This is a genomic window from Pristimantibacillus sp. Z349TD_6 (genome assembly GCF_056173205.1).
In genome coordinates this window covers 2,101,820-2,118,934 of record NZ_CM149662.1, presented here as the reverse complement: position 1 = coordinate 2,118,934, position 17,115 = coordinate 2,101,820, and the positions used below count along the sequence as shown (strand labels likewise).

The 17,115-nt window shown below is 45.6% G+C and carries 8 protein-coding genes; 2 read left to right on the top strand and 6 right to left on the bottom strand.

All coding sequences use genetic code 11. The features are described from left to right. Positions 1-3: 3 nt before the first annotated feature. Positions 4-741, bottom strand: a complete 738-nt coding sequence (gene rph, locus AC0VYE_RS09090) for a ribonuclease PH (RefSeq protein WP_076271641.1) — start codon at positions 739-741, stop codon at positions 4-6. A gap of 292 nt (positions 742-1,033) precedes the next feature. Further along, positions 1,034-2,086: a GerMN domain-containing protein gene (locus AC0VYE_RS09085; RefSeq protein WP_441875698.1), complete on the bottom strand. Its 1,053-nt coding sequence runs from the start codon at positions 2,084-2,086 to the stop codon at positions 1,034-1,036. Between the two features lie 131 nt (positions 2,087-2,217). On the opposite strand from AC0VYE_RS09085, the gene AC0VYE_RS09080 reads away from it, so the two are divergent. Both AC0VYE_RS09080 and AC0VYE_RS09075 read left to right on the top strand, forming a co-directional pair. Beyond that, complete coding sequence (locus AC0VYE_RS09080) at positions 2,218-2,757, top strand: phosphatidylglycerophosphatase A family protein (RefSeq protein ID WP_076271639.1); 540 nt, start codon at positions 2,218-2,220, stop codon at positions 2,755-2,757. 174 nt (positions 2,758-2,931) lie between these two features. Then, the gene (locus tag AC0VYE_RS09075) at positions 2,932-3,612 is read left to right on the top strand and encodes a TIGR00266 family protein (RefSeq protein WP_076271638.1); all 681 of its coding nucleotides are present in this window, start codon (positions 2,932-2,934) and stop codon (positions 3,610-3,612) included. Between the two features lie 1,948 nt (positions 3,613-5,560). Here the strand turns inward: AC0VYE_RS09075 and AC0VYE_RS09070 are convergent. The 4 genes from AC0VYE_RS09070 to AC0VYE_RS09055 all read right to left on the bottom strand — a co-directional run bounded on the left by AC0VYE_RS09070 (position 5,561) and on the right by AC0VYE_RS09055 (position 17,084). Then, complete coding sequence (locus AC0VYE_RS09070; protein WP_475449501.1) at positions 5,561-6,466, bottom strand: IS3 family transposase; 906 nt, start codon at positions 6,464-6,466, stop codon at positions 5,561-5,563. A gap of 5 nt (positions 6,467-6,471) precedes the next feature. Next, positions 6,472-6,801: a transposase gene (locus AC0VYE_RS09065; protein ID WP_475446268.1), complete on the bottom strand. Its 330-nt coding sequence runs from the start codon at positions 6,799-6,801 to the stop codon at positions 6,472-6,474. A 499-nt stretch (positions 6,802-7,300) separates the two neighbouring features. Continuing rightward, on the bottom strand, positions 7,301-8,272 hold the full coding sequence (glpX, locus tag AC0VYE_RS09060) for a class II fructose-bisphosphatase (RefSeq protein ID WP_076267774.1): 972 nt from the start codon (positions 8,270-8,272) through the stop codon (positions 7,301-7,303). A 250-nt stretch (positions 8,273-8,522) separates the two neighbouring features. Further along, positions 8,523-17,084, bottom strand: coding sequence for a carbohydrate binding domain-containing protein (locus tag AC0VYE_RS09055; protein WP_475447357.1), 8,562 nt, complete (start codon positions 17,082-17,084; stop codon positions 8,523-8,525). Positions 17,085-17,115: the final 31 nt, after the last annotated feature.

The window sequence follows — 17,115 nt, the reverse complement described above, 5'->3', positions numbered from 1 at the left end:
ATGTTAACCTCCGATTCGCGCCGCCAAAGGACCGAGAACATCCTTTTGCTTGCTGATCAACTCGTGAATACCCTCTTCTCCAAGCTGCAGCAATTGGTTAAGCTCATCGCGCGAAAATGGTGCTTCCTCGCCAGTTCCTTGCACCTCAACAAACTTGCCGCTTCCCGTCATAACAACGTTCATATCAACCTTAGCTTTGGAATCTTCCTCGTAGTTCAGATCAAGCAGCGCTCTCTCTTGGATGACACCTACACTTACCGACGCCAAAAAATCTGTAATCGGATATTTTGCAAATTGTACCTTCTCGGAAATTTTGTTAATTGCAATGGAAAGTGCGATAAACGCACCCGTAATCGATGTCGTACGAGTACCGCCATCGGCTTGAATGACATCGCAATCAAGCGTAATAGTCCGCTCACCTAGTGCTTGTAAATCAATGACCGAACGCAAAGCACGACCAATGAGGCGCTGAATTTCCATCGTCCGACCTGTCAGCTTACCCTTAGCCGCTTCACGAATATTGCGTGTATGTGTTGCGCGAGGCAGCATTGCATATTCAGCTGTAATCCAGCCTTTGCCTTGCCCTTTCATAAATGGAGGTACTCTATCCTCCACGCTCGCTGTACAAATGACCTTCGTCTCTCCAACCTCGATGAGAACCGATCCTTCTGCGTATTTATTGACACCTGTCGTTATGGTTACCGGCCGAAGCTGGTTCGGTTGCCGACCATCGTTTCTCATTCTAATTTCCTCCTGAGTGCTAGCGTTTTTCGATTAGAAAACAAAAGTATCCCATCCTGCAATCTTTCCTATTTTAACAAAGTAACCTGTGAATTGCATCCGCTGCCCGTGAAAAAGAAAAGTGAAGCGATCATGAATGTACAAGTTTAGCTGTTTGGTGGAAGTTTTTTGCATGCTTGCTTCTGTTTAAAATAAACCGTTCAGACCGAATACATGCTAATAAATGCACAAAAGAGGCTTTTCAAAAGCGTTCACTTTTGATCGGCCTCTTTGTACATTACGGTGTTATCTCTTATGACTTAATAGCATTGACGTGATGCGGTCTGCCTACAGGCTCGCTATAGGAGTTATTCGCTTCGTCGGTAAAATTAGATTCTCCATTTACTTTAATTTGAACCGTTGCTGCTTTCGTATTTTCAGTGATAGAAAGAACGAGCGCCTGAAGCATTTCGGACGGAAGCTTCTGACCTTGCTGATACGCTTCATCCTGCAAATCTACAGTGACAACATCACCTTCCTGTACAACATCCTTCACTTGTACATCCGGAAGGATTACACTGGTCAACTCTTTTTTGTTAAGCGGACCCGAAATGAGCTGTTCCAGCGCTGCTTTCGTCGGAGTCTCCGAGCGAGCGACTAGTCTTGTAACTGGCACATAATATTGTTCATCGTTTAACGTTTGAGCGGAGAAGTACAACGTTACAGGCGTTGATTGCGCATAGTTCACACCGTCTGCCGCTTCGATATTAATGCCCACTGAACGTGTCAGCGTATTGTCAAGCGGGAAGCCGTCTTGTGGCATTTCTGGCAGCTTAGCGCCTTCATACCAAATTTCTACTCCTTCAATCCCCGGCATAGCTGTCAGAGTCCATGTGATCGCTTCAACGATAGTACGTTCGTCCTGTGGATTGTAGTCACTGAACGGCTCAGAAAATTCTACTTTAGCAAGCTTTTGCTCTTTATCGTATTTATACGATTTAATTTGAGTGCCTTGCGGGATAACTGCGCGGAAATCCTCAGGCAGCTGGTTTGCGTACGCCCCATTCTCGACCATCATTTCCAGCGCTTTTTGTGCGGCTTGCTCATTCGCTCCGAGCGAGGTCTGAAGTGAGATTGGAGCCAAATAACCGTTACGGTCTTCAAGGTATACCGTCATTTGCGCTTCTTCACCAACTCCGATTGCCTGTCCAGTTTCTGCACCTTCTACTCCATCCTTAACCTCAACCTGCGGCGGATCGATTGATTGGCTTGTCTGCTTGGAAAACAGACCACAACCCGAAGTAAGAATGGGCAGCACGAGAACCCCCGAAAGTACAGCACCCCTAATCCATCTTTTTTGAATCATATTGACCTTTCCTCCCTAATCAAGTTTTGCCTAGCGGCTTTGTACAACTCCTTATTTGTAGTACTATGTATACGAGCCCTTCCCTTTTTTAGACCAGTTTTGTCCATAAAATCCTAAGGGGGAACAAAAACATGTCCAATCCCGAAACTTATAGCCTCAACAGCCGCAAAGTGGCTGAGGCTACAGACGAATGGCTCCTCAAACGCGGAGTAACAAAGCTGGCTATCGCCGAGCTCGTGCATTTTTTGCAAAAAGACTATTTCCCTGGCTTAACGCCTGAGGATTGTATCGTCCATATTGATGCCGTCCTATCGAAGCGCGAGGTGCAAAATGCCGTTTTGACCGGCATCCAGCTTGATATCCTCGCTGAGGAAGGCAAGCTTATGGCTCCGCTGCAGGATATGATCAAGCATGACGAGAGTCTTTATGGATGCGATGAAATTTTGGCATTGTCCATTGTCAATGTGTATGGAAGCATCGGGTTTACGAATTTCGGATATGTCGATAAGCTGAAGCCAGGCATTTTGGTCAAGCTGAACGACAAAACCGATGGAGAAATCCATACATTTTTGGACGATATCGTTGGGGCTATCGCTGCATCTGCAGCAAGTCGGATGGCTCATCGCAGACAAGCAGAGCGCGAAGGCGTGACACAGCCTCCGCTTGACTAAATGGAATTTAAGAGGCTTCGTTTTACATTGCATGCTTAATGCGATGGAGACGAAGCGTAGTTTTACATCGCGAGCTTGATGCGATGGATGCGAAGCGTAGTTTTACATCGCGAGCTTGTTGCGATGGATGCGAAGTAGATATTGCTTAGGTAAAACCTTTGAGGAGGTTAATACATGAACTATGATATTTTTTATAAAGGCGCCTTTGCCATGCTGAAGGTGAGGCTCAATCCCGGCGAGAGCGTAAAAGCCGAAATGGGTGCAATGGTGTCCATGTCCCCTACCATCGATCTTAAAGGGACAACAGACGGCGGGTTTATGCGCGGACTCGGAAGAATGTTAAGCGGAGAGACGTTCTTTTTCCAAGAGATGACAGCAAATCGGGGTCAAGGTGAAGTCCACCTTGCCCCTCCTTCTCTCGGTGATATTGAAGCGATTGAACTCGACGGCTCCTATAAGCTTTATGTGCAAAAGGATGGTTTCTTAGCTGGCACCAGCGGCATAGAGGTCAATACAAAAATGCAAAACCTAGGCAAGGGGCTCTTATCGGGCGAAGGTTTCTTTATTGTAGAAATCAGCGGCCGAGGCACGGTGTTTCTCTCCTCATATGGCGCGATCCATGCTCTAAACTTGAGCCATGGCGAAGAAGTCATCATCGATAACGGTCATTTAGTTGCTTGGCCGGGCTATATGAACTATACGATAGAAAAAGCGTCTAAAGGCTGGTTATCCAGCATTACGAGCGGCGAAGGTCTCGTATGCCGCTTCCGCGGTGAAGGTGTCGTGCTGATTCAAACTCGCAATCCATCCAGCTTTGGAACTTGGTTGAAAAAGTTCATACCAGGCGGCAACTAACGTACTCATAGTCAACATTAGCACTTCTACTTAGCATTTGAGTTACTTTTACGGAAGAAGTCCCATTCAGATGTGAGAGCATTTACACACAATGAAGCACTAAAAGTAAGCAGCCACCTCACAGGAAAACTAACAGGAAAACCTTCCGCAAATCTCATTAGTGACAGACTTCATATCGGTTAATTTAAAAAAACTCCCGCTTATTCGACAACATCTACTCTAAGGAGAGGATGTACTCGAATTGACGGGAGTTTTTTCAGTAATATGCCACCTAACTCATCGAATGATGAGTGACTAGAGTGAATCGAGCTCAGCATTGATATTAGTTTTAGGTGGGGTTTGATGAGGGTGTTGGGGGCTTGGGATGTTGGGGTGTTGGGGTGTTGGGGTGTTGGGGGTGTTCGGGGGTTCGGGGGTTCGGGGGTTGGGGGGTTCGGGGGTTGGGGGGTTCGGGGGGTTCGGGGGTTCGGGGGGTTCGGGGGTTCGGGGGTTCGGGGGTTCGGGGGTTCGGGGGTTCGGGGGTTGGGGGGTTCGGGGGTTGGGGGGTTCGGGGGGTTCGGGGGGTTCGGGGGTTCGGGGGGTTCGGGGGTTCGGGTTATAGTGGTTAGACTAGTTAAGCCCTCTCGCAGCACTAACGGACATAGGTTCCGCTATTATGGTAAATATAGCTCAAATACAATTCTATCGGACATCAGATACGTTATTTATATAAATTGAAGCATAATCACGGCTTTTGAGGCCAAATAAGAGACTGTATGTCCGTTAGCTCTTTAAAAACGGGGATTTCAAGCAAATAACGGATCTGATGTCCGTTAATTCCTAAGCAGATTTGTATTCGTAGTAAAGGTTAGTAGCAGCGTTTCCAGCACGAAATCAATATTAGTTTTAGGTGGGGGTTCGGGGGGCGTTGGGGTTGGCGAGGTTAGACCAAGTTTGACAGGTTAAGCTCAAGCGAAGCTCTAACGGACATAGGTTACGCTATTATGGTAAATATAGCTTAAATACAATTCTAACGGACATCAGTTACGCTATTTATGCAAATTGAAGCATAATCATGGCTTTTGAGGCCAAATAAGAGACTGTATGTCCGTTAGCTCTTTAAAAACGGGGATTTCAAGCAAATAACGGATCTGATGTCCGTTAATTTCCAATCAGATAAGTTTTCGCAATTGTGATTAGTAGGAGCGTTTCCAGCACGAAATCAATGTTAGTTTTAGGTGGGGGTTCAGGGGGGTAAGAGGGTTGATGGGGTTGATGGGGTTGATGGGGTTGATGGGGTTGATGGGGTTGATGGGGTTGATGGGGTTGATGGGGTTGATGGGGTTGATGGGGATTGACCAAGTTTGACAGGTTAAGCTCGCCCACTCAGCTCTAACGGACATAGGTTCCGCTATTATGGTAAATATAGCTCAAATACAATTCTAACGGACATCAGATACGCTATTTATGCAAATTGAAGCATAATCACGGCTTTTGAGACCAAATAAGAGACTATATGTCCGTTAGCTCTTTAAAAACGGGGACTTCAAGCAAATAACGGATCTGATGTCCGTTAATTTCCAATCAGATAAGTTTTCGCAATTGTGATTAGTAGGAGCGTTTCCAGCACGAAATCAATGTTAGTTTTAGGTGGGGGTTCAGGAGGCAAGAGGGTTGATGGGGTTGATGGGGTTGATGAGAATTGACCAAGTTTGACAGGTTAAGCTCGCCCACTCAGCTCTAACGGACATAGGTTCCGCTATTATGGTAAATATAGCTCAAATACAATTCTAATGGATATCAGATACGCTATTTATGCAAATTGAAGCATAATCATGGCTTTTGAGGCCAAATAAGAGACTGTATGTCCGTTAGCTCTTTAAAATCGGGGATTTCAAGCAAATAACGGATCTGATCGGGTTAACCCCCTAAATTTGGACACATGCGCACTCATTCTTTTTCAATCGCATTATAATGCAATTTTTTTAGGCATTAGTTTTTCAGAAAGTATCAACTGTAAATATTCGTAAGGCGACCAGTCCTGAAGACTTCCATGAATACGGACTTGGTTGTAATAACGGATAAACCGATCTACTTCCGTGAATGCCTCTTCGTAGGTCTCAAAGCAATGACGTTGGTAACATTCTCGTTCCAAAATACTGTGAAACGATTCGATGTAGGCGTTCTTGTTAGGTGAACGGTTCGGAATACGTTCGTGCTCAAGCGGGGCTTGCTCACAATACGTATAGAAAGCCTTGCTTATAAACTGCGGACCATTGTCGGTTCGGATAACCAATTTGTGTGCTTGCTCGTGGATGTTGCGCTTCAAAATCGCCTTTTGTACCACCGTTATTATGTCGTTCGTATTACAGGCTTTGCCTCGATGATACGAGATGATGGCACGGTCAAATACATCAATTATGCTTGCCAGATAGAAGTGTCGCCGTTGACCAGCTACATAGCCGTATTTAATATCCAGCTGCCATAGTTGATTAGGACCGTCCACTACGCGGTTATTGGCTATTCGTTTCGGTACGGGATTCGCTGCCTCTCGCTGAGGAGCAAGGATTTGGAGCTCTTTGCACAGTCGATAGATCTTCTTCTTATTAATGACGAGTTGGTATTTTCGACGTAATAGGACGGTTAGTTTACGGTAGCCGAATGCAGCATTAGGTCCTTTGATGAGAACACGAAGCCAGCCTTTAATGCGAGCATCCAAGACGACGTTGCCACTTTTATCATAGGAATAGCCCGGAATTGGCCGCCCCTTTCCTTTGGGATGACATCGATCTGGATGTTGAAGGCGGTAGTAATACGTTGAACGAGGTAGGTCACAGATGCGCAATACCGTTCGGACGGGATAGCCTCGCTCAATCCATGTTAACGCTGTCTCCAGTCTGGGTGCTTTTTTTTTACCAAATCTCTGAGAATGCTTAGTTCCAATTCTTTCTCTCCAAGCTGTTTTATTGCTTGATCATATTTAAGCTGCAAGGCTTCCAGCTTGGCTGCATCCTTTTTTAGTTTATTTTCATCGTCATGTCTTTTCGCCATAAGTTCCCCCACCTCATCCTGATATTGACGAACCCAACAGCTAAGCGTCTTAGGAGACATACCGTGTTTTCTGGCCACAACCTCCGTACGGTAACCAGCTAACACTTCTACAACAAGCTCCTTTTTCGCTTCAACCGGGCATCTAAATCGTCTTTTCACTGGTCATTCCCCCACCATAAATTTAGTGTAGCTGAAAGGAGTGGGAGTGTCCAAATGGATTAGGGGGCTATATAGTGATGTCCGTTAATTCCTAAGCAGATTTGTATTCGCAGTAAAGGTTAGTAGCAGCGTTTCCAGCACGAAATCAATATTAGTTTTAGGTGGTGGTTCGGGGGCGTTGGGGTCAGGGGGCTAGCGAGATTAGACCAAGTTTGACTCTAACGGACGTAGGTTCCGCTATTATGGTAAATATAGCTCAAATACAATTCTAACGGACATCAGATACGCTATTTATGCAAATTGAAGCATAATCACGGCTTTTGAAGCCAAATAAGAGACTGTATGTCCGTTAGCTCTTTAAAAACGAGGATTTCAAGCAAATAACGGATCTGATGTCCGTTAATTTCCAATCAGCTGAATTATATTCTTTCTGATCATTTCATTATTAGAATGTTATTTCTAGAGTGGTCGGCCTAGCGGCCGACCACACCATTCCTAGTTATTTATCATTATTTAAAAATGTTTTATTCGGCAAATAGTGCATAGCACGTACGAATCGGATCGTTTTGGTCTTAGCGCGCATTACGATGGAATGCGTTTCTGCCCTCTCGTCAGGAAAATACTGTACTCCGCCCAAAAACTCGCCTGGCGTAACGCCTGTTGCTGCAAAATAAACATCGCCCGTTCCAATCATATCCTCCATCGTAAGCACCCGATACGGATCTGCAATGCCCATTTGAACACAGCGATTGTACTCATTGCTATCCGCCGGCATCAGCCTTGCTTGCAGCTCGCCGCCTAAACACTTCAGCGCTGCCGCAGCCAGTACACCCTCTGGTGCACCTCCCGAACCAACATACAAATCAATGCCTGCCTCCGGAAATGCAGGTGCCATCGCGCCTGCAACGTCACCATCCGACAAAAACTTTATACGCACACCCACTCGGCGCAGCACCTTGACGATCGCTTCATGGCGCGTTCTGTCCAAAATCATAACCGTTAAATCCGAAACCTTCTTGTTTAAAGCGTCAGCCGCTTTACGGAGCGTGACATCCATCGGATCAGTTATCGACAGCTTGCCAACAAGAGCAGGACCGAAAGCGAGCTTCTCCATGTACATATCAGGAGCGTGCAAGAGCTGACCTTTCCCTGCCACTGCAAGCACGGACATTGCATTGTTAAGTCCTTTGGCTACAATTTCGGTACCTTCCAGCGGATCAACCGCTACGTCAACCTCGGGGCCATTCAAGCTTCCTACTTCCTCCCCAATGTACAACATCGGCGCTTCATCCATTTCCCCTTCGCCTATAACGACAGTACCGCGTATGGACACTGAATCAAACATGGAGCGCATCGCAGATGTTGCTGCTCCATCAGCGCTATTCTTATCGCCTCTTCCCATCCAAGGCGCCGATGCGAGCGCAGCCAGTTCCGTTACACGTACAAGCTCTAATGCTAATTCTCTCTCCATGATCCAGTCTCCCTTTGCTTTCATATGACGGAATAAATAATTAGAACACATTTTGAGGTCATTTCCGTTATTTAATATGTATCATATATTTATATATGTCGCAATATATATTTACCATTCTTCATTAAATCATCATTAATAAACAAACGTTTACCTTAAGAGCAACCATCGTTCGTCAAAAAGAAAAGAGAGCATACTTCACAGGATTCCCTGTAAAAGCATGCTCTCTTTATCACTCTAAATAAAACAGTTATTCATAAATCTCAATTTCATAAAGCGATGGACCATATGGAGGAAGACCTTTTTCTGTCACTAAAATACGAACATATCTAGCCTCCGCACTGTCTGCAAGGGTGATTGTTTCAACAAAGTCTTCCGCTCTCAATTCTCTGTTCAAGGAATGTACCGTCTTCCAATCTGTGCTTGCTGCCGATAAATCGCTTCCTGCTGCAGCAACTTGAATATCAATCGCTTTTCCATACGCAGCTTCCCAAGTCAAAATGATTTTATTAATGGAATGAACTTTTTCCAAATCAATATAGAACCATTCTGCCTGATAAGGAGCTGTATTATTGTCACTCCATTTTGCTTCCCATCTTGTACCCTTATCGCCATCTGTTAGCAAATGAGCAGGAAAAACGGCATTAAAGCTTGATGCAACAGCTTGCTTGTTAAGCGCCAGGTTCACTAGCACTGGATTCGGAGTGGTTCCAGGATCCGGATTGCCTCCGTTTCCTCCTCCTTCGCCGCCGCTTACCCAAGTGCCATACACCTCAAACTCCCACAGGGAATAACCGTAAATGGTGCCCCTAGCAGATCCAACCATTCGAATATGCCTTGCTTCTTGCCCGTTTAATGTAATGTTGTCGAGCCCGCCATTGCCTGCGGCTTCTGTGAATACATCCGTCCAGTCGCTTTCTCCTGGCGCTGCCGCCGAGGATACTTGCAGCTTATAGGCTTTTCCATATGCTCCCTCCCAGCTCAGGACAGCACTTTCCAGCTTATAGACTGCGCCAAAATCAATAGAAATCCACTGAGGATCTGATGACTCCGACTCCCATCTCGTATTGCCCGCTCCATCTACAGCGTTAGCTGCTGGTTGATTGCCTGATGATGCAGCAGCAGCTTTATGAAGAGCAATGTTTGCGGCAGCCGTCTTCACCTGCTGCTGCACCTCGCTGATGCCGTATCCTGCTGCGGCAACGGTGATGAGATACGTTTTGACACTTGTAAATAAATCTGCATTAAGCTTGATTTTTCCTGCCTCAACCGTATAGCTGCTGCTCTGGACAGCTGCACCGTCAATCGTAAGCTGCGTAATTGCGGCACGCCAAGCAGGAGAGTCTGCAAATGTCAGCTCAATTGTCTGTCCGACTTTGTTTTCAGTCGAATCGGCCACTAATACCGGTGGTGCTGCTACTTCACGAATAGCGACATTATCAATGTAAATCGTATGCTCGCCATCAGGCGTAACAAAAGCACCATTTACGACGTTGCCAAGCAAAAACTTTAGAGTCAAATCCACGTTGCTATTTGGCCGCAAACTTTTCTTATAAGTGGCAGCTGAATCACTAGTCAAATTAAAATGTACGCTTTCAGTGTTGTTGTATCCACCCAGCTCCACTGCAATCGGACGATTAACCGTTGACCATGCGTTAAAGGAAAGCTCATAGGATTTGCCTGCCTCTAGCTTGATTCCGCTTTGGTTAAACTGTGTGGACCAGCCTACAGGAACATTCCATTCTGGGTGCATGCCCCCATGGTAATAGATGTCGATTTGGGCAACACCATCTTTAGGTGTATATTTCGAATCTCCCCCATCACCAAACCAATGAACCCAGTTAGCTGACCCATTCGTCATTCCACCGTTTAGTACAAGGTTTCCATCTGCTGCAAGCATTAATTGATTAACACTTGTATCCGCAAAGCCCGTCGATTTGACATTAATCGTATATAATTGATCGCTTGCAAAAACAGATTGATCAATCATAATGCTGCCAGGCTGAAGCGTATACTTTGCACCAGCAAGTACAGCTCCATTCACTTCAATTGCACTAATCGCCGTTCTCCACGCTTCGTTATCTACAAAACGGATTTCTACCGCGCTCCCTACTAGGTTATCCGTTTTATCTGGTATTAAGGTTGGCGGGCGCAGCATTGGCGCATCCTTCACCTCAAGCACAACATTATCAAAGAAAATTTCGTGCGGTGCAGCTGCACTTTTTGGAGTTTTGCCAAGTAAAAACTTAAGCGCAACATTATCATCGGTCATCATCTTAAATGTAAATTCAAAATGCTGCATCGAAGGTGTCAGCATCAAAGGTCCCGTATAAAAACGCCTTGTATAACCAGCATTTTCGAGAGCCGCTTCGATGTCCCGTGCTACCGTCGAACTCGCATCAAAAGAGAGCACATACGTCATCCCCTTGGAAAGCTTAAGGTTCGACTGGTTAAACATTACGTTCCAAGCTTCCCCTCCTACGTTTGTTACCGCTATTTTTGCAGCTCCATTCGATTCCGTGAATGCTGCTGTACCTCCTTGCGTAAACGGCTCCCAGCCGCTTAGCCCATTGGAGAAATCTCCATTCTTAAGCGGAAACAAATCGACGCCTGTAAAATCAACATTCAAATTTGTTGTGCGAATAAGCTTAATGTTATCCAGCTGAACCCCAGCGTTGCTGCCGCCTAACAAAAACTCAAGCTGCGCTTCCTCGTCTGTTACGTTAGGTGGCATCGTAAATGAGAGCTTATGCGAACTATTCGATGGATCTAGCTGAATCGCATGTGGACCTGAATAAATCGTTGAGCCGTCTTTGCTCTTAAGCTGTACGGTGATGGTCCGAGCGGCCGAAGCTTCTGCATCAAAGGTCAGCTCATACGAATCCTTTTGCAGCAGATTAATGCCCTGTTGGGTTAGTTTTATAGACGAAGCATTAGTACCACCATCTGAAATATTAACGTTTAACCTGCGCAATACTGGATCTACACTGATGTCAGCAGCAGCCGAATCCGTTGTTTTTGTATTCCAATAGAGCAAACGATCCATCGTCCCTAGATCAAAACCTCCATTATAAATGTGATTGCCGTTATTCAGTGGAGCTTTTGCAGCGCCTGGTTCAATTAACTCATCGATTTCCTCTAAATAAACATTTCCGATCCACACATCATTTACGTTTTGACCTAAATTGAATTCCAACCTTGCAGCAGCATTTGTTTTGTCTGTCATGAGGAAGCGATACTCATAATGACCGACCTGATCCTTCAAGGATGCTTCAAAGTTGTCAGAATAAATTCCCCAGCCGCTGTTCGCATCGCCGCCAAACTTCAAGCTCATGCTGCGCGGCGCTGATGCTTTTGCATCAAAGCTAATTTTGTAAGCCTGACCTTTAACAAGGGTCACATACTGGACAAGCTGCAAGGAATAGGGCACATTCCCGCCATTCGAAATGTCTACTTTGGCAAATGGTGTCCCGTCTACCGTATCCACCGAAACCTCACCCGCTCCGCCAAATTCAGCTCCATGAAGGAAATTCCAGTAATTCATATCTATCACCGGATTTTCTGCTGTGATGTTCTTAACGCCATGAGTATAAGCAGGATCATAAATAAAATTGCCATCTACAGCCGCTTTCCCATTTTGCGGGAACGAATCCTTTACAAGCATCGGTTCAACAGGCACCTTGTAAGGTCTGCCAGTAAGCTCATAAGCACGCACATAGTCAATCTCCATCTGAGCTGACAACAAGGAAGGATCAGGCTTCAACCCGCCGTCATAATTGCCTCCTACAGCTAGATTGAGAATAATGTAAAACTCCTTATCAAATGGTGCAGGAAAAGCATATTTTTCGGGTTGATCTGCTCCCCAGCTATTCCAATCATTAAGTGTTTGAAACAAATTCCCATCCACATACCAGCGCAGCTCGCCTGGTTCCCACTCTAAAGAATAAGTATGGTAACCCGTGATGTCCTCACCTTGCGGAAATTCATACTGCGCACCGGTAATTTTGTTATTTGGAGCATTTTTGCCAAAATGAATAGTGCCGTCAACTTCGCCTGGCACACGTCCTCTAGCTTCCATAATGTCAATTTCACCAGAGGAAGCCCATCCGCCGTACTCGCTATCCTTCGGCATCATCCAAAACGCCGGCCATAAGCCTTGACCCGCAGGGAGCTTAATCCGCGCTTCGAATTTGCCATAAGCTTTGCTGAAAGTTGGACTGGTCCAAAGCCGGCCTGACGTATATTGTTTACCGCCAAAATTCTCTTTTTTGGCTTCGATAATCATTTGGCCATTCTCGATCTTTATATTTTCTTTCTTATAAAACTGCAGCTCGTTATTGCCCCAGTCGCCTACGCCATACTCACTGCCGTTGCCAAGCTGATACGCCCACTTGTCAAGATCGACACCGTTTGTATCCAGATTTTCTCCTACGCTGTCAAACTCATCATTCCATACGAGACTCCATATGTTTTTCTCTTGAATACTTTGAATCACTTGAGCAAGCTCATAACCAGTTGACCTAATCGTGATCGTGTATGATTTAACTGCACTGAATTGGGTCTTATCGATTGTTAGTTTTCCTGAGGCAAGCTGATATGCTTCTTTAGGAAGCTTCGATTCATCGACAAATACATCAGTTGTCGCATTTCTCCAAGCCTCATTATCATTAAAGGTAATGTCGATATTTTGACCCATTTCATTATCGGATACATCTTTTGAAAGCACGGGAGGAAGCAGCAGCATAATATTATTTGAGCTGCGAGCCTTCTCGCCTGCCGCTTCCTTAGCTCCTTTCAGTTCAAGATGCACATTATCGATAAATACGTCATGTGCCGCAGAAGGAGCATCGGGCTGCACTCCAAAAAGCAGTTTAAAGGTTGCGTTGTCATCCTTTGCCATAGTGAACTCGTAGCTGTACATTTTAGTAACCGTATCAAGCTGCACCTTTTCATTTAAGAAACGATTATAAGCGCTGTTCTCAACAACCGCTTCAATGGTACGCGGCGAAGTTGCTCTGGCCAAAAAGGTAACGACATACGTTTTGCCTTTAACTAGCGCCAATGAGCCCTGCTGCAAAACAATATCCCACGCATTCAAGCCAGCGTTCGCTATCGCGACTTTCACCGCACCATTGTCATCTTTAATGGCTGCTCTCGAGGGGCCATCATAAATGCCCTGAATATGCGTGCTCCAATCCTGCATTCCTGCATCAAAATATCCATTTTTGATCAAGAAGGCTTTACTTCGTGCATCCTGCTGCTCCACATGTATGTTGTCAACTAATACATCATGCTCGCCTATGACAGCTGCACCGTCCAGTTTACCTAGCAGCAGCTTAAACGTCGGCGTAATGTCGCTTTGAACAAGCAGCTCGTAGCTGAACGTTTGTTTCGTCTGCGTCAATTGCACCTTTTTGGACAAATAACGCGTGCTGCCTACTTCAATAACAATTTCCATTTCACGGTTTTTGGATGAACTTGCATCTAAAGTCACCGTATACGTTTTGCCTTTAAATAGATTAATATTATTTTGCATCAGCATGACGTCCCAAGGATTAACACCTTCGCTCGCAATCGCAATCTTCATCTCTTCATTCTGAGCGTTAAAGTCCGCGCTTGAGCCCCAACCGTCATAACGTCCCTGCACATGCTCGCTCCAACTCACCTTGCCACTCGAGAAGTCGCCATTTTTCACTGGAAATTGATCTGCCAGCGCCAATTCGCCCGTGTTGTTGTTAGTCAATCGAATCATCTTAATATCGTCTAAATAGATTTCAGCCTGATGGCCGCCTAATAAAAATACCAACTGTCCATTAATATCGTTGGACTGCTCCATCGCAAACTGAAATGTATACTCCTTCATCTCAGAGGCAAGCGAGATCGTCTCTGGAGCGGCATAAGCCGTACCATCTGATTTGTACACACCAATCTGAATGGTGCGTGCAGTAGCTGCTCTAGCCTTAAATGTTACCTTATAATCGTTTTCTTTCAGTAGATTGATACCCGACTGCGTAAGCGAGATCGACTTCGGCTCTTTTTCGCCATCAAGATTCGATATTTTAAGTTCTCTAGTGTCAGCATTCACCGATGCTGCAGCGTTGCCTCCAGCCTTATTGAAATTCCAATAAGTCAGACGATCGATTCGACCTAGGTCGAAGCTGCCGTTATACACATGATTGCCGTTCAACGGCTCTTTAGGATCGTTATCATGAAACGGATCTGGGGAGTCGGTTTCTTCAACCTTCACATTGCCAATCCAGACCGGATTCGTGCTTAGTCCAAGGTTGAATTCGAGTCTAGCCAGCGTATCCGTCTCGGCTCCCATTTGAAATATCATTTCATAAGATTGGATATTATTTGTCAGCTTTACATCCATAATATCGGAGTACGTCGTCCAGCCGCGTGTTTCCCCGCCGCCAAATTTGACGGTGGCATTTCGATTTGCATTCGATTTGGCGTCAAAAGTAAGCTTATACCATCTGCCTTTACCAAGCGTTACATTCTGAATGAGTTGAACCGCATGTATGGCATTCCCGCTGCTCGTAATATCCGCCTTGGCATAATTTACACCATTTAAAGCTTCAACAGAAATCGAGCCGTTACCTTGGAATGTGCTTACATGTACAAAATTCCAATAATTCGTATCTAAAGCTTGATTCGCCTCAGCAATGGTTGTGAACGGCTTGCTGTAGCTATTATCATGAATAAAATTACCTGCAATCGGTTCTTTATATTGATCTGGATATGGCTCTGAGTCGACGCTAGGCTCTACAGGCGTCTTATACGGTCTGCCAGTTAGCTCATAGACACGAACATAGTCGACTTCCATTTTCACTGGCAGCAGTGATGGGTCGGGTGTTATCCCACCGTCAAAATTACCGCCAACAGCCAAGTTCAAAATCATGTAAAACGGCTTATCAAACGGAGCGGGAAACGCATATTTTGCAGGTTGATCTGCTCCCCAGCTATCCCAATTATTAAGCTTCTGGAATAATTGTCCGTCAACATACCAGCGAATTTCACCAGGCTCCCACTCTACACCGTAAGTATGATAGTCCGTAATATCCGTTTCTTCTCCAAAAATGTAATCTGCACTTTTTGACTTGTTTGCCGGCCAGTTTTTACCGTAATGAATGGCACCGCCGACTTTGTTCGGTAAGCGGCCGCGCGCTTCCATAATATCGAGTTCTCCAGATGAAGCCCAAACCCCATACTCGCTATCCTTCGGCATCATCCAGAAGGCAGGCCAAATGCCATTGCCTACCGGCAGCTTCATGCGAGCTTCAAATTTTCCATACGTTTTATTAAAGGTAGGCTCTGTATATAATCTGCCTGATGTATATTTCTTGCCGCCAAAACCATCATCGTCAGCGGTGATCGTTAATTTCCCGTCCGCTACCTTAATATTTTCGGAGCGATAATACTGTTCTTCATTGTTCCCCCAGCCATCAAGACCATATTGAGAGCCCGTGCCTAACTGATAAGCCCATTTGTCGAGGTTAACGCCGTTAGTATCAACGTTGTCGCCGCTTCCATCAAATTCATCATTCCATACAAGCTCCCATTCATCCACAGGTGCTGTTGTTGGTGTCGTCGTCGGTTCTGTCGTAGGCGAAGGTGTCGGGGAGTTTGTCGGTGCTGCTGTTGGAGTTGGTTGCGGAGTCGTTTGACCGCCACCACCGCTTGGACCTGAGCCAGTCGGTTGTCCTGTTTTTACAACTCCGTTCTGAACACTCACATCACTGCTTTTGCCTAAGCTATTGCCATTTAATGTCGTACTTGAACCTGTATTAACTATTTGATTTACAGTACCATTTACCTGAATTGCGGTTCCGCCCGCTGTATCCGAAATCGTAAGTAATTGACTGCTTGCTCCAGCATCAATTTGAATGTCAGATCCCGATTCCACGATAAGCTGCTGCACCTGCGAAGAGCCTGTAAGTACGACGCGTACTTTTCCATAAGGCTTATTCACAATAAGCTTATTCAGCTTCGAATTTATAAAATGAATGCTGTTGATTCCGCCCCCATTGATGTAGACCGTTCCTTTCACATCCACATCCGTTAAAAAGACATCGCCTTCGCCAATTCCCTGCGTTAAGAACAAATCCTTATCGATAGCAGTTTTGTTGATCTTTACTCCCGCTGTATTTACGACAGCATTTCCGGCTATTTTCAAATCTTCATAGGTGCCGGCTGTATTAATGATTTCACCAGCAATTCGGTCAAGCAATGTGATGGCTTCTGCACGAGTAATCGGTTTTTTCGGCCGAATGGTTTGATCCGGATAACCCGTTATGTATCCTCCTGCCAGCAGCTGCTCTAACGGTGCTTTTGCATAAGCTTGTACTAGATTATAATCCGTAAAGCTGGAGAGCTTATTCCCATCTACCGCAGCCTGCTTAAACAGTTCGGCTGTTATTTTCGCAGCTTCCTGCCTCGTAAGTGGTGCGTCAGGCTTAAAGCTGCCATCCGGGTAACCAGTAATCACTCCAGCTTCCAACGCAGCAGCAACCTGCTTGCTGTACCATGCGTCAGCGGCTACATCTGTAAAAGTATTCGAGCCTTTAGCTTCAAACTGAAAGATAGCATGAACCAGCTTTGTAAATTCAGCTCTCGTTACTTGACGATCAGGCTGCAAGCTGCCATCCGGATATCCGCTAAGCATCCCCTTTGAAATCCATTTTTCCAGCACTTTCTCGCCCCAATGTGCCGTTCCCTTCTCATCTGTGGCTGTCGCCGCACTGACAGCCGGCAAGCTGCTCGTGAGCATCATGAACACCAATATCATCGAAATAAACCGTTTATTCATGCTTCTCCTACATCCTTTCAGGATCATGAAA

Excerpts from the sequence above, each read along its gene's own strand:
- rph (WP_076271641.1), bottom strand. The coding sequence starts at position 741 with ATGAGAAACGATGGTCGGCAACCGAACCAGCTTCGGCCGGTAACCATA.
- AC0VYE_RS09080 (WP_076271639.1), top strand. The coding sequence starts at position 2,218 with ATGTCCAATCCCGAAACTTATAGCCTCAACAGCCGCAAAGTGGCTGAG.
- AC0VYE_RS09085 (WP_441875698.1), bottom strand. The coding sequence starts at position 2,086 with ATGATTCAAAAAAGATGGATTAGGGGTGCTGTACTTTCGGGGGTTCTC.
- AC0VYE_RS09075 (WP_076271638.1), top strand. The coding sequence starts at position 2,932 with ATGAACTATGATATTTTTTATAAAGGCGCCTTTGCCATGCTGAAGGTG.
- glpX (WP_076267774.1), bottom strand. The coding sequence starts at position 8,272 with ATGGAGAGAGAATTAGCATTAGAGCTTGTACGTGTAACGGAACTGGCT.
- AC0VYE_RS09055 (WP_475447357.1), bottom strand. The coding sequence starts at position 17,084 with ATGAATAAACGGTTTATTTCGATGATATTGGTGTTCATGATGCTCACG.